At 43.5% G+C, this 26,720-nt stretch carries 19 protein-coding genes; 8 read left to right on the forward strand and 11 right to left on the reverse strand.

The annotated features are described in order from the left end of the window. The 6 genes from G7092_RS14925 to G7092_RS14950 form a co-directional block, all read right to left on the reverse strand. On the reverse strand, positions 1–1,299 hold the full coding sequence (locus tag G7092_RS14925; RefSeq protein WP_166090576.1) for an NAD(P)/FAD-dependent oxidoreductase: 1,299 nt from the start codon (positions 1,297–1,299) through the stop codon (positions 1–3). A 1-nt stretch (position 1,300) separates the two neighbouring features. After that, a complete protein-coding gene (locus tag G7092_RS14930; RefSeq protein ID WP_166090577.1) occupies positions 1,301–2,443 on the reverse strand; it encodes an alpha/beta hydrolase in 1,143 nt (380 codons plus the stop codon). Next, positions 2,440–3,474: an SAM-dependent methyltransferase gene (locus G7092_RS14935; protein ID WP_166090578.1), complete on the reverse strand. Its 1,035-nt coding sequence runs from the start codon at positions 3,472–3,474 to the stop codon at positions 2,440–2,442. Before G7092_RS14935 ends, G7092_RS14930 begins: the two co-directional genes overlap by 4 nt. 470 nt (positions 3,475–3,944) lie before the next feature. After that, the gene (locus G7092_RS14940) at positions 3,945–4,739 is read right to left on the reverse strand and encodes a DUF1295 domain-containing protein (RefSeq protein ID WP_166090580.1); all 795 of its coding nucleotides are present in this window, start codon (positions 4,737–4,739) and stop codon (positions 3,945–3,947) included. After that, positions 4,732–5,067 carry a DUF1475 family protein gene (locus G7092_RS14945; protein WP_166090581.1) on the reverse strand — a complete coding sequence of 112 codons (336 nt, stop codon included), beginning with the start codon at positions 5,065–5,067 and terminating at the stop codon, positions 4,732–4,734. Before G7092_RS14945 ends, G7092_RS14940 begins: the two co-directional genes overlap by 8 nt. Positions 5,068–5,073: 6 nt before the next feature. After that, positions 5,074–5,604 (reverse strand): peroxiredoxin, encoded by a 531-nt coding sequence (locus G7092_RS14950; RefSeq protein ID WP_235953831.1) that lies wholly within the window; start codon positions 5,602–5,604, stop codon positions 5,074–5,076. 160 nt (positions 5,605–5,764) lie between these two features. On the opposite strand from G7092_RS14950, the gene G7092_RS14955 reads away from it, so the two are divergent. Beyond that, positions 5,765–6,577, forward strand: coding sequence for an SDR family oxidoreductase (locus tag G7092_RS14955; protein ID WP_166090583.1), 813 nt, complete (start codon positions 5,765–5,767; stop codon positions 6,575–6,577). Positions 6,578–6,765: 188 nt separating this feature from the next. Next, a complete protein-coding gene (locus G7092_RS14960; RefSeq protein ID WP_166090585.1) occupies positions 6,766–7,668 on the forward strand; it encodes a helix-turn-helix domain-containing protein in 903 nt (300 codons plus the stop codon). A 201-nt stretch (positions 7,669–7,869) separates the two neighbouring features. On the opposite strand, the gene G7092_RS14965 is transcribed toward G7092_RS14960, so the two are convergent. Beyond that, positions 7,870–8,616: a DeoR/GlpR family DNA-binding transcription regulator gene (locus tag G7092_RS14965; RefSeq protein ID WP_166090586.1), complete on the reverse strand. Its 747-nt coding sequence runs from the start codon at positions 8,614–8,616 to the stop codon at positions 7,870–7,872. A gap of 507 nt (positions 8,617–9,123) precedes the next feature. On the opposite strand from G7092_RS14965, the gene G7092_RS14970 reads away from it, so the two are divergent. The 6 genes from G7092_RS14970 to G7092_RS14995 all read left to right on the forward strand — a co-directional run bounded on the left by G7092_RS14970 (position 9,124) and on the right by G7092_RS14995 (position 19,396). Then, positions 9,124–12,249 carry a SusC/RagA family TonB-linked outer membrane protein gene (locus G7092_RS14970; protein ID WP_166090588.1) on the forward strand — a complete coding sequence of 1,042 codons (3,126 nt, stop codon included), beginning with the start codon at positions 9,124–9,126 and terminating at the stop codon, positions 12,247–12,249. 12 nt (positions 12,250–12,261) lie between these two features. Beyond that, on the forward strand, positions 12,262–13,848 hold the full coding sequence (locus G7092_RS14975) for a SusD/RagB family nutrient-binding outer membrane lipoprotein (RefSeq protein ID WP_166090589.1): 1,587 nt from the start codon (positions 12,262–12,264) through the stop codon (positions 13,846–13,848). A gap of 20 nt (positions 13,849–13,868) precedes the next feature. Beyond that, positions 13,869–14,813 carry a DUF4397 domain-containing protein gene (locus G7092_RS14980; RefSeq protein ID WP_166090590.1) on the forward strand — a complete coding sequence of 315 codons (945 nt, stop codon included), beginning with the start codon at positions 13,869–13,871 and terminating at the stop codon, positions 14,811–14,813. Between the two features lie 122 nt (positions 14,814–14,935). Beyond that, positions 14,936–15,628, forward strand: a complete 693-nt coding sequence (locus G7092_RS14985; RefSeq protein WP_166090591.1) for a DUF2461 domain-containing protein — start codon at positions 14,936–14,938, stop codon at positions 15,626–15,628. A gap of 197 nt (positions 15,629–15,825) precedes the next feature. Beyond that, a complete protein-coding gene (locus tag G7092_RS14990) occupies positions 15,826–17,157 on the forward strand; it encodes a serine hydrolase domain-containing protein (protein WP_166090592.1) in 1,332 nt (443 codons plus the stop codon). Between the two features lie 193 nt (positions 17,158–17,350). After that, positions 17,351–19,396, forward strand: coding sequence for a CBM96 family carbohydrate-binding protein (locus G7092_RS14995; RefSeq protein ID WP_166090594.1), 2,046 nt, complete (start codon positions 17,351–17,353; stop codon positions 19,394–19,396). Positions 19,397–19,694: 298 nt separating this feature from the next. Here the strand turns inward: G7092_RS14995 and G7092_RS15000 are convergent, their stop codons facing one another. From G7092_RS15000 to G7092_RS15015, 4 genes are all read right to left on the reverse strand, one after another. After that, entirely contained in the window at positions 19,695–22,856 is a 3,162-nt protein-coding gene (locus G7092_RS15000; protein WP_166090595.1) for an efflux RND transporter permease subunit, read from the reverse strand. Positions 22,857–22,880: 24 nt separating this feature from the next. Beyond that, the gene (locus G7092_RS15005; RefSeq protein WP_166090596.1) at positions 22,881–23,984 is read right to left on the reverse strand and encodes an efflux RND transporter periplasmic adaptor subunit; all 1,104 of its coding nucleotides are present in this window, start codon (positions 23,982–23,984) and stop codon (positions 22,881–22,883) included. Positions 23,985–24,005: 21 nt separating this feature from the next. After that, positions 24,006–25,283 carry a TolC family protein gene (locus G7092_RS15010; protein ID WP_166090598.1) on the reverse strand — a complete coding sequence of 426 codons (1,278 nt, stop codon included), beginning with the start codon at positions 25,281–25,283 and terminating at the stop codon, positions 24,006–24,008. Positions 25,284–25,351: 68 nt separating this feature from the next. Further along, entirely contained in the window at positions 25,352–26,716 is a 1,365-nt protein-coding gene (locus G7092_RS15015; protein ID WP_166090600.1) for a HAMP domain-containing sensor histidine kinase, read from the reverse strand. Positions 26,717–26,720: the final 4 nt, after the last annotated feature.

Consider the following 26,720-nt stretch of genomic DNA (forward strand, 5'->3'; position numbering starts at 1 on the left):
TTAATATACGTATGAAGTACCTGGTTGGTTTATATCGCCGTAAACCGGTCGGCCCAATAAGTGAGAACACAGCTTAACCGCACTGGCGAAGGCATCTTCATGAAAGCCATATTTAAAATAGCTGCCGCAGAAATAGATAGGTCCCTGCTCATTCAATTGGTGCAACTCTGCCTGAGCGTTAATAGCGGGTACGTCAAACAGCGGATGTTCGTAATCTATCTCTTTGATGATTTTTTTCTCGTCGATATTATCATGCGGATTGATAGAAACAAAGTAATTCTTTTTTTCAGACACGCCTTGCAATTTGTTCATCCAGTAAATAGTGCTGGGTAATAGTTTATCCTGCTGCATTTGTATGCGGTAATTCCAGCTGCTCCAGGCCAGTTTTGTTTTGGGCATCACGCCTTCGTCGGTATGCAGGGTAGCTTTGTTATATTGATACTTAAAATTTGATAACAGCCTTTGCTCGTTTGGCGTGGGTTCATCGAGCATGGCTAGGGCCTGGTCGCCGTGACTGGCAATAATCACTCTATCAAACACCTCCCGTGAGCCGTCGGCAGCATGAACAGTAGCTTTACCATCCGCATTGCGAGATACCTTAATGGCTTTACGACCCACATAAATCCGATCCTTAAATGGCCGGATCAGGATTTCCCGGTATGATTGACTACCATCTACCGGTGTATACCATTGATGTTGCGTATCCAGCCCTAAAAAACCATGATTCAGAAAAAACCGGATAAGAGTTACCGCCGGAAAATCAAGCATCTGCTCCATCGGGGTTGACCATACCGCCGAGCTCATAGGTACCAGGTATTTCCACAGCATATCATCACTATAACCAAACTCCTTAATGTACCTGCCGATGGAGTAATCGGCATATTTAGGATTGTCCAGTATTTGAACACTCTCTTTATTGAACCTGCCAATCTGCATCAGCATTTTGATATAGCGGGGACTAAATATGTTTTTACGCTGCGCGAATAAATGATTAACACTAGAGCCGCTATACTCCAGACCGGTAGGCACATGTTGTACGCTAAATGACATGTCGGTCTTTTTAACCGGAGCGCCTATCTCCTCAAAAAGGCGACAAAGATTGGGGTAAGTTTTATAGTTAAACACCATAAAACCAGTATCAATATACACGGGCTTACCATCCTCATCAACAGTAACGGTATTGGTATGCCCGCCGATGTAGTTATTCTGTTCGTAGAAGGTAAGATCGGTTTCTTTCTGTAAAAAATGTCCGCATCCCATGCCGGCAATACCGGTACCGATGATGGCCGTTTTGTGCATATTATTGAGTTATAGTATTTAAAAAAGTTTCAACCGCATAGGTAGATAGCTGCCCGCCCGGGCCATTCAAATGGTAATCAAAACCGTGCGTGGCCCAGGGCAGTTTTAACCAATAATGTTTGATGCCGTTTTGCTGTAGTTTCTGGTTCAATCTGCGGCTATGTTCATAGGCTACCAATACATCATTTGCACCATGAATAATAAGCGTCGGCGGCGATTGCCGGCTTACAAACTCCAATGGCGAGCAAGCCACGTATTTGGCAGGCACCTGCTCATAAGGGCCGCCTATGTAATTCACCATCACCTTGCGCGAATCCATGATCAGGGGATTGGAGGGTATAGAATACCCCCAAACCATATCGGCCGGGCCATAAAAATCAATCACTCCTTTTATAGAAGCATCATGCAGGGTATAAGCCGCCAGCAAAGCTATCTGAGCCCCAGCCGACCGGCCCAGCAGCACGAATTTGTTGGTATCGATATATAGCTCATCGGCATGATGGCGTAAATATTCGAGACAGTTTTTAATGTCTTCAACCGGCGCAGGTGTTTGGTATTTGGGGGCAAGTCGATAATTGATGGCTGCCACGTGATACCCCTGTTCTGCCAGAATACTGTTCAGCTCCGGTAATTGCTGGCTATCCCCACTGCTCCAGGAGCCACCGTGTATCACAATAACACAAGGTCGTTTACCCAACACGCGCGATTGATAAAAGTCGAGGTTCAAAGTAATATCCGGATAACTTATATATGGATAAGTTTTATAAGCTAATGCCGGGGTACTTTTCAAAAGCTTCATCAAACTAAATGGCTGTTGACCTGCACTGAAAACTGTCGGTGAACTGTCGCTGTGTATGCCACCTAAAGTCGTGGTCATATCAGGTTGAAGATTCCCGGCAATGATATAAGCTCTTACTATTGGCGAAATAAACAGCAGTAATGTTACAATACCCAGCGCAGTACCTGCAGTTCGGTATGAGCTTATCCATACCCCCGAAACAGTGAATACGGTTGTCAGGCCAATAAATATAACCGGGTATTCGGCCACTACAATGGCGGCCAGCCACAGGTAGTAAGCAGGAGCTTTGAATACTGTTAGCAGAGAAAGCAGAAATAATATAAGAAGTAGTATCAGCCTGATCATTTTTGTGTTTTATGAAAAAGGTAATGGCTCACCAGCCATTCGTTACCCTGGTTAAAGTTCCATAGTTCGGCGCAGGCCATATAAAAAATACGCCAGTAAACCCACCATTTCAATGCCTCATTTTTGCCATAGGTTTCCTCAAACAATGGCATGATCTCTTTTTTATGGGCATCCATATTTACCAGCCAGGCTTCGGATGTTTTGCCATAGTGCGTACCATTTACATGCCAGTGCTTTTCAACTACCAGATCATCATTAAAATACGACATCAGATCGTCCGAAGGCATGATACCACCAGTAAAAAAGTACTTGCTCATCCAGTCGGTTTCGTCAATTACCTCAAAAAGGTAAGCATACTCCTTATGGGTAAAAATATGGATCCACAGTTTACCATCTGGTTTTAAAAACGAAGCTACTTTAGCCATTAACAACTGGTAATTACGCATATGCTCAAACATCTCTACCGATACCACCCGGTCAAATTTATCATCGATGGTAAAAACGTTAATATCCGCAGTGATCACTGTGAGGTTTTTAATACCCCGCTGTTTAGCCTGCTCATCAATGTATACTTTTTGCGTGCGCGAGTTGGATACCACTTTAAAGGTGCTACCAGGATACCTTGCGGCCATATACAGCGATAACGAGCCCCAGCCGCAACCCAGCTCCAATACCTGCTGCCCGTTTTCCAGCTCGGCACGCTGGCAGGTTAGTTCCAGCATATCTGTTTCGGAAGTATCAATATCGGTTACACCGGGTTTCCAGTAGCCTGACGAATATTTCAGGTTTTTACCCAGGCAGTATTGGTAAAACGCTGTTGGTACCTCATAATGCTGCTGGTTGGCATCGGCTGTATTTACCGCTATAGGCGAGGCTTTTAACTGGGAAATCAGCTCCATTAAGTGTGCTTGTTGCTGTTCTACACCACCTTTATTTTCATCGGCGAGGCGTTGTTTTAAAAGTTTGCGGATACCCTGTCTCAGTAAAAAATCAGGAACCTTGTTTTGTTCTATTAGTTTATCGTACCACATAAGTTTAGGATATCCGTATAACGATTTTTACGCGATACGATGTAAGCCTTGTTTTTAAAGGATATTACGTGTTTTACAACTTTTTGGATTGTATCACCTCCCACATTTTGTACAAAAAACTTTTTAAACTTTTATTTTAACACTTTTCTGCCTCAAAACGAGGCAAAAACTGACGAAAAACACTCGAAAACCAGTTCAAAACCATCAATTTTAACACTTTTTAACAAATTAAAACATGGTTTTGAAAGCTTTAAAAAGCATTAAATTATTGATATTCAAATAACTCTGCACCAAATAGTCGATTTTTTGGTCTTTTATTTCCTTAACAGAACGGCCCGGTTTTCCTGATAAAAGGAAAACCGGGCCGTTGTATATAAAGATACCTAAAAAAACTGATGATATCAAATGCTTCTACCGGATGTCTGTGACGACACGGACAAGGGTGCAAAGAAGTTCCCCCCTTCAGGAGGCTAGGGACGTTTAAACCAGGGAATAAACACACTGGTGCTGGCCTGGTATTTTTTAAAAGCCTCGCCTTTGGAACGTAACGACTGCTCTTCGGTAGCCGGAATGCCCGTTACTTTTAACAAGAGGTATAATATAATAGCCGGACTGATCACAGCCACATATCCATAAGGCGAGCCCAGCGCAAATACAAAGTATGATACCCACATCAGCCATTCGAAAAAATAATTGGGGTGGCGCGAATAATTCCACAAGCCTTCTGAACATACTTTGCCCTTATTGGCCGGATCGCGTTTGAATGCGGCCAGCTGCCTGTCGGCAATAGTTTCGCCGGTTACGCTGATAAACCATAGTGCAAAACCCGCGTATTCAAATGCGGATAACTGCGGATTGGTATCCATCGCACTGATAAAAAAGGGTATGGCCAGCAGCACATTGGAAATGGCCTGAAACTGGAAGAAAAAGAAAAATTTGCGATCGGGATTGGGCGCCCATTCTTTTCGTAATTGCTGGTATCGGCCCTCTTCCTCCTTAATATGTTTCAGTATGCGGATGGCCAGGTGTGTGCCTAAACGCAAACCGGCCAATATCACCATAGCACAGATCAGATGCCTGCGCGTAGCGAAACCGGGAGCCAGCAGCCATAGTATTACACCGATAACCGGAAAATTATACGACCAGAAGATATCAACCACACCGGCATTTTTTATTTTCCGCGCCCAAAACCATACCAGCAGCATGATGCTGCAGCAAGCCAGCAGGCAATAAATAATGAGGCATGGTAAAGAATGGCTATTCATTTCTGGCGGTAAAGAGTTCTTTCAACCCTTCGTTTTCTTTTAGGTGAAACAGTTGGATGAGCACAAAAGCTATAGTGGCAATACTACCCAGCATCACTAATAGCACGAGCCATACAATTTTAAGTAAAACGCCTTTCTCTTTATAGCAAACCCACAGATAGATAACCAGCACATTGGCATAAAAATCCCATAGCGTAGCCCGCATCCAGGGTATCGATCCCAGGAAATCCCATTCCTTAATTAAATTGCTTTCCATGCTTGTGGAGATCACCACGTAGCTCATCCATACAAACAGGATGCTAAAGATTATTTTTAAGGTGGTTATCATAGGCTGTTATTTTGACGACCTGATAAACTTCATGGCATCATCGGCATGTTCTTTACCTTCCAGCATAGCCGCGTGCGTATACACCACGTTGCCTTTCAAATCAACAATAAAAGTTTCCCTGCCCGACATGAAGAATTTCTTTTTCACCCCAAACAAATTGTAAACCCTATTGTCCGGGTCGCTCAGTAAGGTGAAAGGTAATTTGTAATGATCAACAAAACCTTTATGACTGGCTACTGTCCCACCGTTGATGCCAATCACTTTGGCCCCGGCTTTAGTAAAATCATTAAAACTATCGCGAAAAGCGCAGGCTTCTTTGGTGCAAACCATGCTTTCGTCTTTAGGGTAAAAATAAATAACCAGGATGTGTTTACCCACCTCGTCAGCCATTTTAAACAGCTTGCCATTTTGATCGTACAAGGAAAAATCGGGCGCTTTTTCGCCGGCTTCAATATGCTTTTGCGCTTTCGCTGTAAAGCTGAACAGGTAAAAAGCGATCAGCATCAGCCCTATACCTTTTATAATGGTTTTACTCATAGCCCTATATACGGGAATAAACGGTGATGAGTTTTTAATTTCAATCACAGATCACCATTCCATTCCCTCATCCCCCAAAAGTATAAGTGATCAGTAGAAAAGTATAAATCAACCACAGCCATTCGGCGCAACTTTGCTTCAGTAATTAAATATAACAACAATGAAAAAGACAGTATTAATCACCGGCGCTTCCTCTGGATTTGGAAAAGAGGCCGTTAAATTATTTCATAAAAACAACTGGAACGTAATAGCTACCATGCGTTCGCCAGAAAAAGAAACAGAATTATCAACACTCGACCAGGTTTTGTTAACCAAACTAGATGTGACCGACAAAGCCAGCATACAAAACGCGGTGAAAGCCGGTATCGAAAAATTTGGCCAGATTGATGTACTGGTGAATAACGCAGGCTACGGCGCGTTTGGCGCATTAGAAGCAGCCAGCGAGGCAGAGATCAAAAAACAATTTGATGTTAATTTCTTTGGACTGATTGATGTGACCAAAGCTTTATTACCCCTGATGCGTGAGCAAAAATCGGGCGTTATCATCAACGTTTCTTCTATAGGTGGTAAGGTTACTTTCCCCTTCTCATCCCTTTATCATGCCACTAAATTTGCCTTGGAGGGCTTAACAGAATCTATCCAATACGAGTTAAATCCATTGGGTATCCACTTAAAAATAGTTGAACCGGGTGGTTATAAAACTGAGTTTGCTGGCCGTTCGATGGCTATTTACGGCGTTGGCGAATCTGGCGATTACCAGGTTCCATTTGATAAATTTCTCCAATCAATAGAACACTGGCCAATGTCTGAAAACCTTAACGAAGTAGCCGAAGCTATTTATGAGGCGGCCACCGATGGTACCGAAAAACTGCGTTACCCTGTAGGGCATGATGCCGAACCAATATTGGGAGCAAGACACCAAATGAATGATGCGGATTTCAAAAAAATGATAGTTGGCCAGCTTGGCATTTAGACTTTTGGAACAAGGATTTTTGGAGCAAGGAACAAGGATATAAGGAGCAAGGACTAAGGAAAAAGAAAAGTCCTTGCTCTTTGTTCCAAAAATCTTTATTCCCCCAAAAGTCCTTGCTCCTTGTTCCCAAAATCCTTACTCTCCACGAAGTCCCTTTTTTATAGTAACTTTATTTGATCAATAAAAACATGGCCGATAAATATATTGAACTCGAATCCATCAGCGATCTGCACCGGATGGTACATTATACTCCTCCCAAGCATCCCCTGGTGAGTGTTATAGATCATGCCGACTTTTATGCCCGACGACCCAGAGTGGATGCATTTTACCGGTTTGGTTTTTACACCATTTCCTGCAAAAAGTTTGAGGGTGTTTTAAAATACGGCAAGGGCTATTATGATTTTGGTGAGGGCTCCCTGGTGTTTACAGCCCCCGGACAGGTTATTGCCCCCGGGCCGGATGTTTTTGTAGAAGAAGGCTGGGCGCTTTTCATCCACCCCGATCTGATCCATGGCACCGATCTGGGCCGGAAGATACACCAATATTCGTTTTTTAATTATGAGGTAAATGAGGCCTTGCACATTTCGGATGCGGAAAAATTGATCATCAAAGATTGTGTGGCTAAAATTGAAAAAGAGTATGCCCAAAACATCGACAAGCATTCGCAGGGACTCATCGTTAGCAATATTGAGTTGCTTTTAAATTACTGTAACCGCTTTTATGACCGGCAGTTTTATACCCGGTCCAGGGTTAATTCGGATGTGGTACAGCAGTTTGAAAAGCTATTGAAAGATTATTTTTCGCAAAATAACCTCATAGAAACCGGCTTGCCCAGCGTAAGTTATTTTGCCTCCAGGCTCAACCTTTCACCCAACTACCTCTCAGATCTGCTGGGCAAATTCACCGGTAAAACCACACAGGAGCATATCCATCTGGAATTGATTGACCATGCGAAATCACTGCTGTGGGGTACCAATAAATCTATCAGCGAAATTGCCTACGGCTTGGGCTTTGAGCACCCATCGCACTTCACCAAAATATTTAAATCAAAAACGGGAAAGTCGCCAAGTGAATACAGGATGATGAATTAGAGATTAATCAGACAGGTCATTTTATTAAAAAGTGGGTTTACATGGGTTTACACTTTTCATGACTTACACGCAATTAATTAACTCATAATCAATATATTAAATGCATTTAAACCCTTAAAACACGGTTTACATGTAAACCGTGTTTTAAGGGTATTTCCAACATTTATAGCCTTTGTAGTCGCTCGGCTATAAAATCACCTCTCAATAAAGCTGTATCCCTTTTTCTCTATAATCATCCAATACCAAATTGTCAGGATCAAGATCGGTGATCAGGTAATCAACCTTGGCCAGCGGACAAACATTCATCCGTTGTACCGAATTTAGTTTCTCAGAAATACACATCACTACCAGGCGGTTGGAGGCATTGATCATCGCCTTTTTCAGGTGTACAATGTTCAGATCAGAATCGGTTACGCCATCGGCTATCGAAATACCGTTGGTGCCTAAAAAACAAATATCAAACTTAATCTCGTGCAGATAGTTCACCACCTGCGAGCCCACGCAAACCTGCGAATCTTTGGAAAACTCCCCGCCTATCAATATCACCGTAATCAAAGGATGATCGGCCAATTGCAGCGCCACCAGCGGACTAATGGTAAATATGGTAACCGCCAGATTTTGAGGCAGGGCCTGCACCATTTCCAATACGGTTGTACCACCACCGGTTAACACCATCATACCGCTTTTTATAAGGCCGATAGCTTTGCCGGCAATAACCTTTTTAGCATCAACCGCATAGATATCGGTATGCTGAAAAGGATAGTGGAACGATTTGGACAGGGCGCCGCCGTGAACTTTCACAATCTGCCGGGAATCGTCCAGTTCCATGAGATCACGGCGTATGGTATCTTCGGATACATTCAGCGCCGTAGCCAGATCGGCCGATAATACTTTGTTATGTAGGTTTATTTGTTTGATGATAAATGCGTGGCGTTCCTTTTTAAGCATATACAAATGTAGTTTTTTGCATCAATCCTGAATCAATGGTGTTTATAGGGTTATAACTTCTATCGTATAGTCAACTCACCTCGGCATCGCTTTGCTCGCCGCCCCTCTCTTCGCCTACGGCGGAAAGAGGGCGGATGAACAAGGATTATGGGATCAAGGAATAAAGACTTTTTGCTCGCTTTGTCCTTACTCCTCAATTCAAAAATCTTTGCTCTTTTCGCCCCCTCTTTCCGCCGTAGGCGAAGAGAGGGTAATCCGGCGAAGCGCAGACCGGGTGAGTCGGTCTGCAAGATACCGCACTATAAACATGCGGTTATTTGCAACTTATAAAATAAAATCAGATAAATAGCGCATAATTAAAAATAAATTATACATATATTTAGCACAGACTTTATTACTATGCGGTTTTATGCAGGATTTACCGCCTGGTACCGGCGGAAATTATCTTAACGGGTTTCGCCCGGGAATTTGCAACTAACAAACACTATATAATTAACCCAATTAAGTATGAAAAAAAGTTTACTCTTTTTTTTCCTGGTATTATGCTGTTGTGCCCTAAAAACTATGGCGCAAGTACAAACCATTACCGGAAAAATCACCTCGGCAGATGACGGCAACCCACTGCCCGGGGTATCTGTAAGAATTAAAGGGACCAACACCGGCACCCAATCCGATTCAAAAGGCACCTATTCCATTGCTGCTAGTCCCGGCCAGGTGATCGTCTATTCTTTTATAGGTATGAAAATCCAGGAGAGGACAGTAGCTGCGGCCACGGTAGTGAACATAGCCATGCAGCCGGATGCTACCATGTTAAAGGAAGTGCCTATTACCGTGGGCTTTGGTGTAAAAGCCGACAAACGCTATTCTACCTCACCGGTGCAAACGGTTAAGGGCGAAGCCATTCAGCAAACCCAGCGCGAAAACTTTATCAATGCCCTGCAAGGCCGTGTGGCAGGCGCTACAGTTACCCCTACAGGAGGCAACCCGGGCGCGTCTTCGTCCATCGTATTACGTGGTTTAAATTCCATTGGCGGTTCAAACGCTCCGTTGTTTGTTATTGATGGTATCCGGGTAAGTAATGATGCGGTTGATCAAAGCACCCTGGCATCAAACGGCGATAATCGCCGGGAGGATTTTACCAACCGTATTGCGGATATTAACCCCGACGACATTGAATCGGTTACTGTACTGAAAGGTGCAGATGCAGCCGCGGTATATGGTTCATCGGCTTCGGGCGGAGCCATTGTGATCACCACCAGAAAAGGCCATGCCGGCCCAGGTACGGTTACTTATGACAATGATTTTGGCTTTGCTACCGCTTATCGTTTTCCTAAAATCCAGGACGTTTATGGCGTAGGACAAAACGGCAGCACCAGCGGTACGGTACGTACGTTGTTTGGACCGGCCTATGCCCCAGGTACAAAAACCTACAATAACCTGCAGGATATTATGCAAACCGGCCACACGGTTATTAATAACCTGGCCCTTGAAGGCGGTAACGAGATCACTACTTACCGGCTTTCGGCCTCTATCCGCAACACTACAGGTGTGCTGCCGGTAGCCTATAACGATAAAATTTCGCTGCGCTTTTCAGGAACGTCAAAAATATCCTCTAAATTAACCAGCAGCGCATCATTCAATTACTTTAATATTGATAACCGTAAGCTGAATAAAGGCAACTCAGGCACTTATATAGACGCCCTGGCCTGGCCTACTAATGATGATGTGCGTAATTACCTGAACCCAGATGGAACCCGCAGACTGATACTGCCGGCAAGTGCCGCCAATGTAACATCCGACGGGGCCATCGACTTTGACAACCCGCTTTGGGATGCCCACAATAACATTAGCCGCGACAAAACCAACCGCATGATTGGCAATATCGACCTGTCATTTGATGCCACCTCCTGGCTTAATTTGAGAGCGCTGGCAGGCATTGATTATGCCTCAACAGCGGGTAATAACTTTGTAAGCCAGTACAGCTCATCTTACCAAAATTCACCATTAAACAGCTTTGCATCTACCAGCGGTATTGCAACAGGTGGTATTATTGATAATTATAACGATGGCAACCTGCAGATCAACGGTTCGTTTTTCGCTACCGGCAAAAAACAGTTTGGCGATTTTAAAACTACGCTGGCTGTTGGTGCCGAAGCTATTTCTAACTCAGATGAGATCAATGGTTATTACGGCGAAAAATTCATACAGCCCGATTTTAACAACATCAACAATACTACACCAACTACCCAGCGCTCGTCAGACTATGTGAAGAAAGTACGTTATCTTTCCGGTATTGCCAGATTGGGTTTAGTGTATAAAGAAATACTGACCCTGAATGCTACCGCGCGTGAAGAGTATTCGTCCAAACTATCGGGCACACAGCAGGATCATTATTTTTATCCATCAGTGGGTCTTGGTTTTATATTTACCGAACTGCCTGGCTTAAAGGATAACCCTGTATTATCATTTGGTAAAATAAGGGCATCTTATGCCGAAGTGGGTAAAGACCCTGCCGCTCCTTACAAAATACGATCGACCTTATTACAGCAAACCACCACCGGCGGCGGTTTTGCTTATGATGTTACCGGCAACAATCCCAACCTGAAGCCCGAGCGCGATAAAGAGCTTGACCTGGGTGCCGAGTTTCAATTTTTTAATGGCCGTTTAGGTGCCGATATCAGCTATTACCAGGTAAAGGCAACCAACCAGATCTTTAACCCACGCATCAGCTATGCATCGGGTTATGTATTGGAATACATCAACGGCGGCGAAGTAAAGAACCATGGCTTTGAAGTATCCTTAACCGGTGCTCCTGTTAAATCAAAAGACTTTAGCTGGGATGTACTATTAAACTTTACTGCGGCCCGTGGCAAAGTAGTTAGCCTGGGCGGCTTACCAGAGTACTATAACTCCGATACCTGGATTTACTCCAACGTGCGCTCCAGCTTGTTTCCAGGCAGCAGTACTACTAACATTGCCGCTTTCGGTTATGCCAGAAACAATGCCGGTAAAGTACTTATAGATCCTACCAGCGGTTTACCCATCAGCAACGTAACTTTTGGCGTAGCCGGCGACAGGCAGCCGAAATTCAGCATTGGCCTGGGCAACCATTTTACCTTTAAGGATTTTGATCTGAACTTCCTGTTCGACATACGCAAAGGCGGCGATGTATTTAATGGCAACGAGCTTTTCATGACCAAATATGGCCTAAGTGAGCGCACCCTCAATCGCATGACGCCGATTATTGTACCTGGTGTTTTAAAAGATGGCAACGAAAACTCGGCTAATCCTACAGTCAACAATATCCAGGTTACGCCTAATACCCAGAACAACTATTATATTAATGCCATTGATGCCGATTTTATTGAGCACAATATCAACTGGGTAAGGTTAAAGGATATCACCTTAAGCTACAGATTACCGCAGTCGTTATTAAAACGTCAGAGCGTATTTAAATCGGCCAGTGTGTTTGTTACCGCTACGGATGTGTTTATGATCACCAATTATTCAGGCGCCGATCCTGATGTAAACGGCACCAACTCCTCCACTTTAGGAACAGGCGCTGCCGGTTTTGATTATGGTACCGTACCTACGCCGAGGGTAATTTCTTTAGGTTTAAAAGTGAAGTTATAAAAAGACGACAACATGAAAAGTTTTAAATATTCCTTACTTACTATGCTTGTGCTTTTTTCGGCAAGCAGTTGTAAAAAATATATTGATGTAAATACCAACCCAAATGCACCGGTCACAGCCGATGCATCTGCCCTGCTGCCGCCTATACAAGCGGGCATGGCACGTGGTGTTTGGTACGATAGCCGTTATATAGGCCAGTATGCCCAGGTGTGGGGATCGGCCACAGCCAATAACATTTGGGACGAAGAGGGCTACGCTCCCGCGTCCGACTCTAACGGCGAAATGTGGCGTACCGTTTATTTCAGTCTGGGTCAAAACATCACCTTGTTATGGCAGGATGCTATTCCTAAAAAGAAATGGGATTATGTGGCTGTTGGCTACGCATTACGTGCCTGGGGATGGCAAACCGGCGGCGACCTGTATGACCACATGATTGTAAAAGAAGCCTTTGACCCTACACGCCTTACCTTTGATTATGATGATGGCTCCGTTGTTTACGCCGAAGTGGTGAAGGATTGCCAGCTGGCTTTAAACTACATGAACCTGGCCATTAAAACAGATAACCAGATCGTATCGCCTACGCTGGCCAAAGGCGACTATATGTATTACGGCGATCGCAGTAAATGGATCAAATTTATTTACGCCATACTGGCTCAGAACGCCCTTCACCTCAGCAACAAAGCCACCTTTAATGCCGATAACGTAAAAAAATATGCCGACAGCTCGTTTGTGAGCAATGCGGATAATGCCAGCGTGGAGTGTAAAGGCTCACAATCCGGCGATTCCAATTTCTGGGGACCATCAAGAGGCAATATCGGCCCGTACAAACAATCAGATTTTATAGTGCGTTTGTTGGATGGTCGTATTTTTACAGGATCAGCCACACAGGACACCACTTTAGATCCGCGTATTAAACAATTGATATCACAAAGCAAGGATAAAGTATACCGTGGTGTTATAGGCACCAACGGCGACCCTAACGCAACAGATCCCAATACCCTTATACCATTTTTGTTTGGCAACGGTGTAACTACTTATCCCACTACCGCACCTTACGCCCAGCGATACATTTATAATGACAACTCACGCGGCGTGTTGATGACCTATGGCGAAGTACAGTTTTTCAAAGCCGAAGCCTTATATAAAAAAGGCGATCAGGCTGGCGCTTATGCAGCCTACATCAATGGGGTTAATGCCAGTTTGGATTTTGTTAGTAATCCGCCGCAGGCTACATCACTTACCGGCACACAAAAATTCATATCCCAGGCAGCCATAGCTGCTTATATGAGCGGTCCGTGTGTTAAACAAAGTGCGGCCGCCTTAACTATTGCCGATATCATGCAGCAAAAATTCATCTCGCTGTTTGTATGGGGATCGCTGGAAGCCTGGGCCGATGAGCGTAGGTATAATTACGATACTAATATTTTCCAGGGCTTTAGTAAACCGGGTACGCTCTATCCGGATAACGGGGGCAAGCAGGTTTATGTGGTACGGCCGCGCTACAATTCAGAGTATATCTGGAACGTGCCCTCACTCAAGAGCTTTGGTGCTCTTGATCCGGATTATCACACCAAAAAACCATGGTTTATTTTACCTTAATTATTTCAAAAAAAGACATTATGAAAACGAACTTTTATATCATCACGTGCCTGTTTTTGATTATGAACACAGGTTGTAAAAAAAATACCATCACCCAGTTATCCCAACCGGCAACAGGTGCACAACTCAAGTATGTACAAGCTATTCCTGGGCTACCCGCTGTTGACGAATATGTGAACGGGACAAAGATAAGTCCGCAGCAAAACGTGGGGCTAACTGATAATTTAAAACCCACGTCTGTGATCACGGGCATCGCCTATCCCTCGGCGTTTAATACCGCTGTTCAATATGGCGGTCTTTATCCGGGCGGCACATCGGTTAATTACGCGTTGGTAGCTGCGGGCAATGCAACCATTAAAATTGCCACATCTACCCCGGTACCAGCTTTGGTAAGTCCGCAAACCGCGGCGCCCAATACCACTGTTGCCAGCGTAACCCAATCGCTTGCCGAAAGAGGTACTTATTCCTTGTTTACCATTGGCTATCCCGATAAACCAGCCACCCTATTTGTGGAAGATAAATTCCCCACAGCCGATATGACCAAGATCTATGTGAGGTTCGGCAACTTTATACCCAATAGTCCAGCGCTTGATGTAACCGGTGTTTATACCGCTACAGGTGCTTCTGCTGCTACTACCTTAACGCCCTTTACCAGCATAGCAGCAGGTAAACTAACCGATTTTTTACCCATAGATGCTAATGCCATAGGTACTACCGGATACACCTTCCAGCTGTACCTGGCAGGTACCACTACCAAAGTGGGCGCTGTTACCAAAGCTATTAACCTGGCACCGGGCAGGTACTATACCATTATTGCCAACGGCCTGTATGCCGATTATGTGGTTGGTACTACCGGCATTACTTTAAAAGCCACTGCCAGGCCAACCAAACCATCGGACCCCAACAGTTTGTTACCCGAAATATATTATAACCCACCGGGTATCAGTTATTTCACCACCAAGTAGGTTACCATTTATGAAAAGCCCCGAACATTTCGGGGCTTTTTTGTTATTGATATGACACGGCTTTTTTTAACCCTGGTATATTTGCACCAGGTTCCTGAATTTTCAGACACCACTATATTCACATGAAACAACTACCGCAGATACCGCAATCGGGCTTTGATTTTTTAAACGCGTTGAAACTGAACAACAACCGGGAGTGGTTCAACCTGCATAAAGCCGAGTTTGAAAAGGAGCAGCAACATCTGCAGATCTTTGCCGAAGCCTTGTTACAGCAAATGAATATTCATGATGTGATAGAAACTGTTTCAGGCAAAAAAAGTCTTTACCGAATTTACCGGGATACCCGTTTCTCGACCGATAAAACACCTTACAAAACACACTGGTCGGGTAGTTTTAAGCGTGCCACCAAATATCGCCGGGGCGGATATTATTTTCATATTGAACCGGGCAACAGCTTTATTGGCGGTGGATTCTTTGGGCCAAATCCGCAGGATCTGAAACTGATCAGGGAAGATATCGCCTTTGACCCTGCACCGCTCCGGACTATATTAAATGCCCCTGCTTTTATTTCGACATTTGAAACACTGAAAGGTGAGCAATTAAAGACAACTCCCAAAGGTTTTGATGCCGATCATGAAGCTATTGATCTGTTACGTTATAAACAATTCCTGCTGATTAAACGGTTTACAGATACCGAGGTTTTAGATCCGCATTTTGTGGAGCAGGCAAACAGCACATTTAAAAATATGCGCCCATTTCTGGATTATATGAGCGAAGTGCTTTCTACCGATGTGAACGGATTAGCATTTGAATAGTTAAAACCGAATACCCTATTTATCATGTAATTATATACAGAAAGCTAGAAACCTTAAGCCTAAAGGCATGAGGTTTTCTTGCGTTATAGGGCACCTATAAATCCACTGTCTGTTAAAGCCTGACACTTCAAATTCAGACTAACACTGATTTTATCACGTAATAAAATTCTATCTTTAATCTTCTAAACACTTACGCAATGATTCAAAAAATAGCCTGCTTTTTTTTGCTGTTCCTTATTTTAGAAACCAGCACTCATGCACAAACTTTCAATAAAGCCAAGTTAGACAGCTTTTTTGTCGCGCTGAATACGAAAGACCAAAACATGGGCAGTATCGCTATAGCTGCTAACGGGGTATTGATCTATCAAAACGCCATCGGTTATAGTCAGGTTAATAAAGGTGTAAAAACACCAGCAACCATTGAAACAAAATACCGGATAGGCTCTATCAGTAAGATGTTTACTGCAACGATGATCTTTCAGCTGATTGATGAAGGCAAGCTTAGCTTTGACACACCTTTGGCCAGTTATTTCCCACAACTCCCGAATGCAGGGAAGATCACTATAAGAGAAATGCTTGACCACCGTAGTGGTCTTCATAACTTTACGAATGACTCGCTTTATACCACATATATGGGCAGTCCTAAGTCAGAAGCAGAAATGATCACCATCTTTGCCAGGCAAAAGCCAGATTTTGAACCGGATACAAAGGCCGAATACAGCAATACCAATTTTGTGCTACTGGGTTATATCATTGAAAAATTGACCGGTAAAACCTATGCAGAAGAATTAAAAAAACGCGTCACCTCTAAAATAGGCCTGGCAGATACTTATTACGGTACTAAAGCCAATCCGGCCAAAAATGAAGCATACTCTTACAATTATTCAGCGCAATGGACACAAATGCCCGAAACAGATATGAGTATTCCTGGCGGGGCTGGGGCTATTGTATCCACGCCGGCTGATCTGGTTAAATTTATAAATGCACTTTTTGCGGGCAAACTAATTAGCCAAACTAATTTAGAATTGATGAAAACGATGAAGGACAACTACGGTATGGCCATGTTCATGATTCCGTTTTATGATAAAAAAGGTTTTGGACATTCCGGCGGCATCGACGGATTTTCCAGTTTGCTTGCTTACTTTCCGGAGGATAAACTGACTATAGCCTATATTTCCAATGGTGTTAGGTATTCGACCAATGATGTTGTTATAGGTGCATTAAGTATTTATTTTAACCGACCGTTTGCAATCCCTGAGTTTAAAACGATTACACTAAATACAACCGACCTTGATAAATATATTGGTAAGTATACCAGTACCCAAATACCGCTAAAGGTTGACATCACAAAAAACAACACTTTGCTGTTTGCACAAGCCACTGGACAGAGGGCATTTCCACTGGAAGCTCAAGGAGATAATAAATTTTCTTTTGCTGCTGCTGGTATTACTTTGCAATTTGATCCAGCTAAAAAAACTTTCACTTTAATCCAGGGAGGAGCTACCTATCTATTCACTAAAACGGATTAATGTGATCAAATTAAAAGTTCCGGATTGACAGCTGATCATTTAACCCAATAATTCACAAGGACTTATCGGTCTTTATAATATTGCCCCTATTACTTCAGGATTTTACCCCTTGTTTTTTCTCAAAGTTTCGAGCTTTGGTATCGTAAGCGCAGCACACTGCTTAAAACCAATTCATTTAACCAAAACCATCAAAATGAGAAAAGCATTCATCTTATTGCCTATATTGGCAATGGCACTATTTGCATCCTGCAACAAATCCATCAACCGGGTGCCTACAGACACCGGCGCTTCAAAAGCCCTGGTAAAAGGCACTCACTCTACCGGTACAACTTATTATGTAGATCCTGCGGGCAGTGACAGTAACGACGGGCAAAGCACCGCCACCGCCTGGCAAAGCATCAGCAAAGTAAATACCCAAACTTTTTTGCCCGGCGACCAGATCCTGTTTAAAGCAGGTGGCAGCTGGAGCGGGCAGCTTTTGCCAAAAGGATCAGGCAGTTCCGGGAGCCCCATTGTTATTGATATGTACGGAACAGGTAACAAACCGGTAATTAATGGTTCTGGTGCCGATACAACCGGGGCAGTTAAATTAATAGGGCAATCTTACTGGCAAATAAAAAATTTAGAGGTTACCAATAAGCAGACAGCCGGTGGTACATCCCGGTTATATGGCATTCATATTAAAACTGCTACTTCTACCGCTTTTACCAATGTGCAAATTCTGAATTGCTTTGTGCACGATGTTAATTCTTATACTACCGAATCAAACACCACCTTGTTTAACAAAGGCACAGGAGGAATAATAGTTGGAGGGAATAACAGCGAGGTACTCATTAAAGGTTGCCACGTAAAAGATGTAACTGTAGAGGGTATCAGAAATACGGGTGGAACCTGCTCGCATATCCTCATCGACAGCAATTTGATAGAGAATGTTTATGGCGACGGCATTGTATTAAACGGGGTCAATAACAATTCGGCTATTACCAGGAACGTTGGTCGTAATTTATGCTATAACACAAACACCTACAACTACGCAGGTATGTGGACATCTAACAGCGTGGGCACCTTAGTAGCCTATAATGAGATATCAGGCATTACAGGTGGCGGTGCCAATGATGGCGAGCCCTTTGACGCGGACCTGGGCGTTAGCGGCGACATTTTTGAATACAATTATACACACGATAATAAAAGAGGCTTTATGCTGTTTATGCACGGCACCAGCAATGTAACCGTACGTTATAATATCAGTGTGAATGATGTAGGAGACGGAAAAAGATTATTTTTCTACGATCCCGGAAGTCATACCAATATTAAAATTTACAACAACACCTTTTTTATAACCGGCAATGTGGCCCAATTATTTTATAACGATTTTAACAACACCAGTAATACCACCGAATTCAGTAACAACATTGTTTATTGCACCGGTACTGTAGCCAAGTTTTCACAAAACGGAACAAGCGCTAATTGCCTTTTCCGTAACAATTGTTTTTATCCGCAATCCATGACGTCTGTTAACGGTCCGGCAGCGGGAACCATGTCGGGAAGTGTATATTCAGATCCTAAATTTGTAAGTGCTGCTTCAGGAGCTACCACCAACTTTAACCTGCAATCAACTTCGCCTTGTTTAAACATGGGAGTAGTTATGGGCAGCAATGGCGGTATTGATTATTATGGAACCGCTTTACCTGCCGGCGCGCCTGACATCGGTTTTTACCAGCATCCATCCACAGGTACCACAAGCACATTGAATGCCACAGCCGATGCTTACGTGCGCGATGGCAGTTATGCCACAACAAACTATGGCACTTTAACTTATACTGTGGTTAAATCGGATGCGGTAGGCTATGCCAGGAAAGCCTATGAAAAATTTGATTTCAGTTCTGTACCAGCCTCAAGTGTGCAGGCTGCAACGCTGAGTTTATATGTTAATGGTGTTAATACGGCCCCTACACGAACCATCTCCGTATACACCACCCAAACCGAAAGCTGGGGCGAAACATCAATCAACTGGAATAATGCACCAACAGATACAACCTATGTTGGACAAATAGTAGTAACCGGCGTAGGTACCTATGCCCTGGATGTTAAGAATGCGATTAATGCGCAGCTGGCAAAATCAGATCATATCGTCTCGTTCCTGTTGCAAAACAATGGACCAAATAGTTCAACCAATGATATCACTTTGAATAGCAGGGAGGCATCCAGCAATCAACCTGCATTGACAGTTACTTATTAGTACGCGGAGGTATTGACCCGCACTTTTTAATAAACGCGTCATTGCGAGGTACGAAGCAATCCCCAGTAAGCAAGGTCTGCTCTGTATAGCGTAGAGATTGCTTCGTACCTCGCAATGACGCGTGGAGAGAGAACATTCCGTTCCCTCAGGGTCTCCTGAAAGGGACCCTGAGGTTGCCCGTGAAACTAGTAGCCCCCCCTCAGGGTCCTCTGCGAGAGACCCTGAGGGGACATTAGCGAATATCAAAAAAAATCCCCCAACGTAACCATTGGGGGATTTTCTTTTAAACTATTTAATTCTACCTCACATTTTTTGTAGACGGATCGACCTTGCGATATGCCCAGCCAAAAATGAGCGGGAAAACCCAAAGACTAAACAACATGGCGCATAATATACCACCGATAACAACCCTGGCCAGCGGACGGGAACTTTCGGATCCGATACCGTGTGAAATAGCCGCCGGGAACAAACCGATAGCTGCCATCAGTGCTGTCATCATCACCGGTCTGATTCGGGAGTTTACACCCAGCTTAATAGCGGTATATAAAGTAACACTATCGCCTTTTAACTCCTCCAGGTTATGTTTAAATATGGTGATCAACAACACACCATCCTGTATACAAATACCGAACAACGCTATAAAACCTATACCTGCGGATATACTGAAGTTGGTGCCGGTAATATGCAGGGCCAGAATACCACCCACAATGGCGAAGGGCACATTTAAAAATACCAGTGCAGCATCTTTCACATTACCAAACATGATAAAGAGCAGTAAAAATATAAGCGCTAAACTAATAGGAACAACCTGGGCCAAACGTTTCTGGGCGCGTTGCTGATTTTCAAAATCGCCCTGCCAGGCCATGTGATAGCCTCGTTTTAATTTCACTTTGGCATTTACTTTTTCCTGAGCCTCGGCAATAGTGCTGCCCATATCCCGGCCACGTACCGAAAATTTGAGCGTAGCATAACGCTCATTCTCATCCCTGAAAATTAAACACGGACCAGTTTTTTGGGAGATATCAGCAATTTGCTTAATGGCAACTTTAGCCCCGCTTTGTGTGGGCACCAGTAAGTTCCCGATATCGGCAGGGGTTTTCCTAAACGCTTCGGGGAAACGGATCCGGATATCAAACGTACGCACACCTTCATACAAAGTTGATGCTGCCTGGCCGCCAATAGCCATGGAAATTACGGAGTTGGCATCGGCCGTGGCTACGCCATACTGTGCCATTTTTTGCTGATCAAGTTGAATATCCAACTCGGGCAAACCAATACTTTTCAGCACGCCCAAATCCTCGATACCTTTTACATCTTTCAATATCCGGTACACATCGTTCACCTTTGATTCCATATAGTTTAGCGAGTCGCCATAAACTTTAACTACGATGGAGCCTTTTACACCAGACACAGCCTCTTCCACGTTATCACTGATCGGCTGCGAAAAGTTAAGATCGACACCCGGCAGTTTGGCCAGCTTCTTGTTCATCTGGTTAATAAGTTCTTCCTTGGAAATTTTCGGTTTCCAATCTTCTTCCGGGTACATCAGCACGTCGAACTCATTATTATAAAAGCCGGCTACGTCTGTACCATTATCTGGCCTGCCGGTTTGCGATACGGCATATTTAACCTGTGGAAAGGTCATCAATATTTGGCGCACCTGTTTAGAGGTTTCTACCGACTGATCAAGTGATACGCTATAAGGCAGCTGCACCCTTAGCCATATCGCCCCCTCATCTAATTCGGGCAAAAACTCGCTCCCTAAAAATTTAAAGGAGAACAACCCGATAGCCATCGCTATTAATGACACAGTCACCACCACTTCTTTCCGTTTAAACGACCGCACAAAGCCATTCAGCATAAAGGCGGTAAGGTGATGCACAAAAGGGTTATGTTTTTCGTGAACGTTTTTACTGAGCAGCAATTTGATCAAAACTGGCACCAGGGTTAATGTAGTGATCAAAGCGCCTACAAGCGCAAAACCCAGCGTATAAGCCAATGGCGAAAACAATTTGCCCTCTACCTTTTGAAAGGCAAAAATGGGCAGTAAACCGGTGATGATAATGAGCTTGGCAAAGAAAATAGCTTTACCCAACACGGCACCGTTATTTTTAATCATCCCCATCTTGGCGATCTTGTTAAATCGATCCATGCCCAACATCACCGCCTTATGGTCGAGGAATACAAACATCCCTTCCACCATTACCACCGCACCATCTATAATGATCCCAAAGTCGACAGCGCCTAATGAAAGCAGGTTGGCCGACATGCCCATGAGGTGTAAACAAATAAAGGCAAACAATAAAGCAAGCGGAATAATGATAGACACAATAAGCGTAGTACGCCAATTGAACATAAACAGCGATACCAGCAGCGTTACCAGGATAATACCCTCAATAAGGTTATGCAACACCGTATGCGTGGCATAATCAATGAGGTTGGTGCGGTCATAGTAAGGAATAATTTTGGTATCGGCAGGCAGTACATCATTGTTCAGCTTATCTACCTCTTTTTTCAAAGCAGTTACCACCTCGGTAGGGTTTTCGCCTTTTCGCATTACAATAATGGCCTCTACCGCATCGGTATCGTCTACTACAGTTCTTTTGCCTTGTTTATCTATCAGGGCATCGCTCCGGCCTACCCATCCCAGACGAGGCAGGTTGGAGATCTCTACATTGGCTACATCTTTTACCAGCACGGGTACACCGTTATTATTACTGATAACAATGTTCCTGATCTCATGGATATCATTTAACAAACCTATACCACGCACGGCAAATGCCTGGTTGTTTTGGATGATCATATCACCGCCCACGTTGATATTGGTTTTTTGAACCGCGGTAAATACATCCAGCGGGGTAATGTTTAGCGTAGCCAGCTTTTCGGGGTTAACCGTTATTTCATAGGTTTTGGTTTTACCGCCAAAGCTGTTAATGTCGCCAATACCAGGAATGGCCCGCAAACGTCTGTCAATTACCCAATCCTGTATGGTTTTCAGTTCCCTTACATCGCGTACCGAACTTTTGAGGGTATACCTGAAAATTTCGCCGGTAGGTGCAACGGGGGGCTGCACCGATGGATTAAGACCAGGAGGCAATGTAGCATTGTTTAACAGGTTCATGACCTGCTGCCGGGCTTCCGGGTCTTTCACCTCATCGTCAAATATTACTTTCACATAGCTTAGCCCGAATATGGTACTGGAACGCAGACTTACCTTTTTCTGCACCGGGTTAAGGGCTATTTCAATAGGGATGGTAACCAGTTTTTCAACCTCTTCAGCGCTTCGGCCAGGCCATTGGGTAATAATATCTATTTCGGTATTGGTAACATCCGGAAATGCTTCAATAGGCATCTGGATAAAGGTGATTATCCCGCTAACAACCAGCAAGCCGGCCAAAGAAAGTATCAGGTACTTATTTTTTAATGAGAATCCAATTATTCCCTTAAGTAGTTTAGTCATCAGCTTTTAATTAAGGATAAATAATTAGTTGTTTAATGACCCATAGATCAGTACCGCCTGCGAGCCAATCAGCCTGTCGCCTTTGGATACCCCGCTTTTGATATAGGCCAGTTTCCCGTTGATGCTGGATACTTCCACCGGTCTGATCTGTACATCTTTAGGACCTTTCAGAATAATCACATAATACTGGCTATGGTCAAAAATAAGGTCGCTGCTCGATACGGCTATCGCCTGCTCATTCTCGGTATTATTTACTGTTACGGTTGCAAACATCTGTGGCTTCAGCATAAAATTCGGGTTGTCCAGAACAACCTTCATTTTCATTACTTTGCTATTGGGATCAAGCACATTCATCAGCTTGTCTACCTTCCCTTTGAAAACTTTATCTGGGTATGATATCGTACTTACTTCGGCCTCGTCGCCCTCATGTACTTTGCCTATATTTTCTTCATACACGTTGGCCTCTACCCATATTTTTTTAAGGTTGGATATGGTAAACATAGGGGCGCTGTTATCCGTGCGGATAGATATGCTGTTGGTTACATTTTTTTGAACAATAAAACCATCAATCGGTGATTTGATCACATATTCGCCATTGGGATTATTGCCATTGATCCGCAGGATACGTTGCGCTGCTGTACGGGCCGCTATAGCCTGCTCATAATTAACCTCGGCACTGGTAATATCCACCTTTGAGGCCAGGCCGCTTTTAAACAGATCTCTTTGCTGATCGAGCTGTTTGGCGGTTAAGCGTACGTTGGTTTCGGCGTTGATGAGGGCCGCGTTATAGTTGGCAACCTCGGCGCTTTTAATAACACCTAAAACCTGTCCGGCTTTTACCTGATCGCCCTGCATCACACTGATGTCCTGCAAAGTTCCGCTTATCAGCGGGAATATATTAATAACCTTATCGGTATTAAAATCAACCGCGCCGTTAAACTTAATGGCGTAGGTAATGTTGGTTACTTTTACCGTATCAATAACCAGTGTTTTCATCAAGGAATCCGGAACGGTATAAGGCACCCTCACATCCTCTTTGTTTTCGTTGGAATTACAGGCAAAAAGATTAAGCAGCGATAGTCCTGCTGCAACAAAAATCAATGGATTTATAGGGGTTGATCTTTTCATGAATTATCCTGTTAGCGTATTTTATTGTTGATTAAAAAAAGGGGTGCCGGTTATAAAATTCAATTGTTCAAGCGATGTAACCTTACTTAGCTGTAAGGCATTAAGCTGCAGCAGATTGTTTTTGTAAGAATCATAAAAGTCAAGAAATTCCAGTAAGCCGATATTTCTTTTCTGATAGTTTTTAAATACTTCCTGTATCAAATGTGTAAAGTCATGCTTAAACTGCGGATCAAACCCGTTGTACAGATTCTCCAGGCGCAGGGCTCCTTTATAAGTAGTGGCCAGGTCCATTTCGAGCTGATCCTGCTGGCTTTGCAATTGTACCTTACTTTGGTCTATAGCTATGCGGGCCTGCTTAATACCGCCCTGGTTACGGTTAAAAAATGGCAGGTTAAATTCGATACCACCGGCAATGTAATTATTATTGAAAGCACCAAACTTGTCATAACTTACAGAAAGTGATACATCGGGTACTGCAGTGGCTTTTTGAAGTGCCAGATTAACTGTGTTATAATCAACCTGTGCTTTTGCATTCTTCAGATCGTACCGGTTGGCATAGGCAGAATCAAGCAGTTGCTTGTAAGGCTTTACAGTAACAGATTCATTAATATCATCATGATCGGCTACGGGCATAATATAAGTATTAGGCGATGCTTTGATGAGCATCTTCAGCTCGCTTTCAGTAGTATCTATGCCAACAATAAGATTATTATACTCTGTTTGCAGAGCGTACAGTTGTGATTGTATACGCAGTACTTCTTTCTGCGCTATATTGCCTTTAGCATATTGCTCCTTAAATACTACTAATATTTTGGCCAGCGAACTGATCTCTTCGTTATAAACCTTGGCAGATTGCTGCTGATAATAGATGGTATAAAAATCGCTCCGGAGCGTAAATCTTAAGGTTCTGATCAGATCAAAAAATTGGTACCGGGCCTGGTCAACACTAATTTTGGCCAGTTGTATATTTTTATTGCGCTTGCCTGCTGTAGTAAATAACTGCGACAACCCAAGTGACTGATTACGATACGCATCGTGCGTATCATTATGGATACCATTAGCAAAATTAAAATCGGGGTTGGGGAACAGTCTTGCTGTAATTACCTGTGCGCTTGCTATATCTATATTATAGCGTTGGGCCAGCAGGTTGAGGTTTTTGTTTAAAAATTCTTTTTCGGCATCTTTTACATTCATTTTCAATGTATCGTTACCAGGGCTTTGTGCGTAAGCACTGGCCCCGGTAACCATACACCATAGTTGAATTGAATAGAAAAGAACGATAACAAATTTGAAGTGCATAGTATATTTGTTTTAGCAAAATTACAAACAGCGAATTAGAACCAGGTTAAAGCTACATTAGAACGGCATTAGATTACCGAAGGTCGGAATTTAACAGTAAAAATAGCACCCTTATCTTTTTCAGATTCTACCAAAATAACGCCGTTAAATAAATGGATAATTTTCTGGGTAACATACAAACCTATGCCGCTTCCCTGAAACGAACGACCGTTTGGGCTACGGTAAAACGAGGTAAATATTTCCTGCAGATCGCCGGCGGGTATGCCTATCCCCGAATCTCTTATTTTAATACTGATTGTTTCCTGATCGGCATACAGATTACATACCACAGGCTGGTTATTAGAAAATTTAAAAGCGTTACCAATTAAATTATTAAAGGCTATGGTAAGCAAGGCCTTATTGGCATAAATGCGCAAAAGATCGGCATCCTCGGGGAGTTTCGAAATTTCGAGGACTAATTTACCGGCATCTTTTTGTTTTTTCCAGTAATCGTGCAGATCCCATATGAGTTCATCAATCATCACCGGCTCGCGTTTGGCCTGTGTGTATTGCATATCGGTTTGGGCAAGTTCTACCAGGCTGGTTATAGTTTCATTTAGCCTTTCTGAATCGGTTAAAACAGAGCGCAGCGTTTTTTGATATTCTTCGGGCGTTCTGGGTCTGGTTAAGGCCACTTCTATTTCGCCAACAGTACTGGTAACGGGTGTTCTTAATTCGTGCGAGGCATTGGTTACAAAAGCCTGCTGTAATTCAAACGCGTTTTGGAGATGCTCCAGCAAACGGTTAAAATACCTGGCCAATGCCGTTATCTCATCTTTCCCCTTACCTTCTTCAACCCTTAAATGTAAATTATTAACCGTTATGCGGTTCATTTGCATAATTAAGCCATCAATAGGTGCCAGGGACCGTTGAGCAAACCACCGGCCCAGGAAAAATAATAATCCGTTGATACCCAGAAAAGAAACCAGCATGATCTGCGCCATCTTAATCAAACGGTTATAGTTGAGTTCGTCAAAAGCCGATACCAGGATAACAAAATTACCCTGGTTGTCATTATAATAAATACCAACCGTTTGCCGCTTACCTTCGGTAAACTGCATAAACTTTTTATTACGGATTTTATCAATAACACTGGCCGACCAATACTGATGCGCCCCGCCAATAAAAGATTTATCGTGCTCATCATACATCCCCAGTATTTCGCCGGGTAATTTGGCCAGGTAGCGTTCACGTACATGGTTTAATGAATCGGTTGATATTTCATCAGCCTCAAAATAAAGCTGGGCCGCTACTTTAGCCCTGTCTTTTAGATGTCCGTAAAAGTCGTTTTTAAAAAGATTATAAAATATAGAATAAATAACCGCCAATATGACCAGCAATAAACCTGCGGTAATGAGCGAAAAGTGAAGCGCCAGCCGGTTTTTTATCTTCATAACA

Origin of the sequence: Mucilaginibacter inviolabilis (assembly GCF_011089895.1) — a bacterium.
GTDB classification, from domain to species: Bacteria; Bacteroidota; Bacteroidia; order Sphingobacteriales; family Sphingobacteriaceae; genus Mucilaginibacter; species Mucilaginibacter inviolabilis.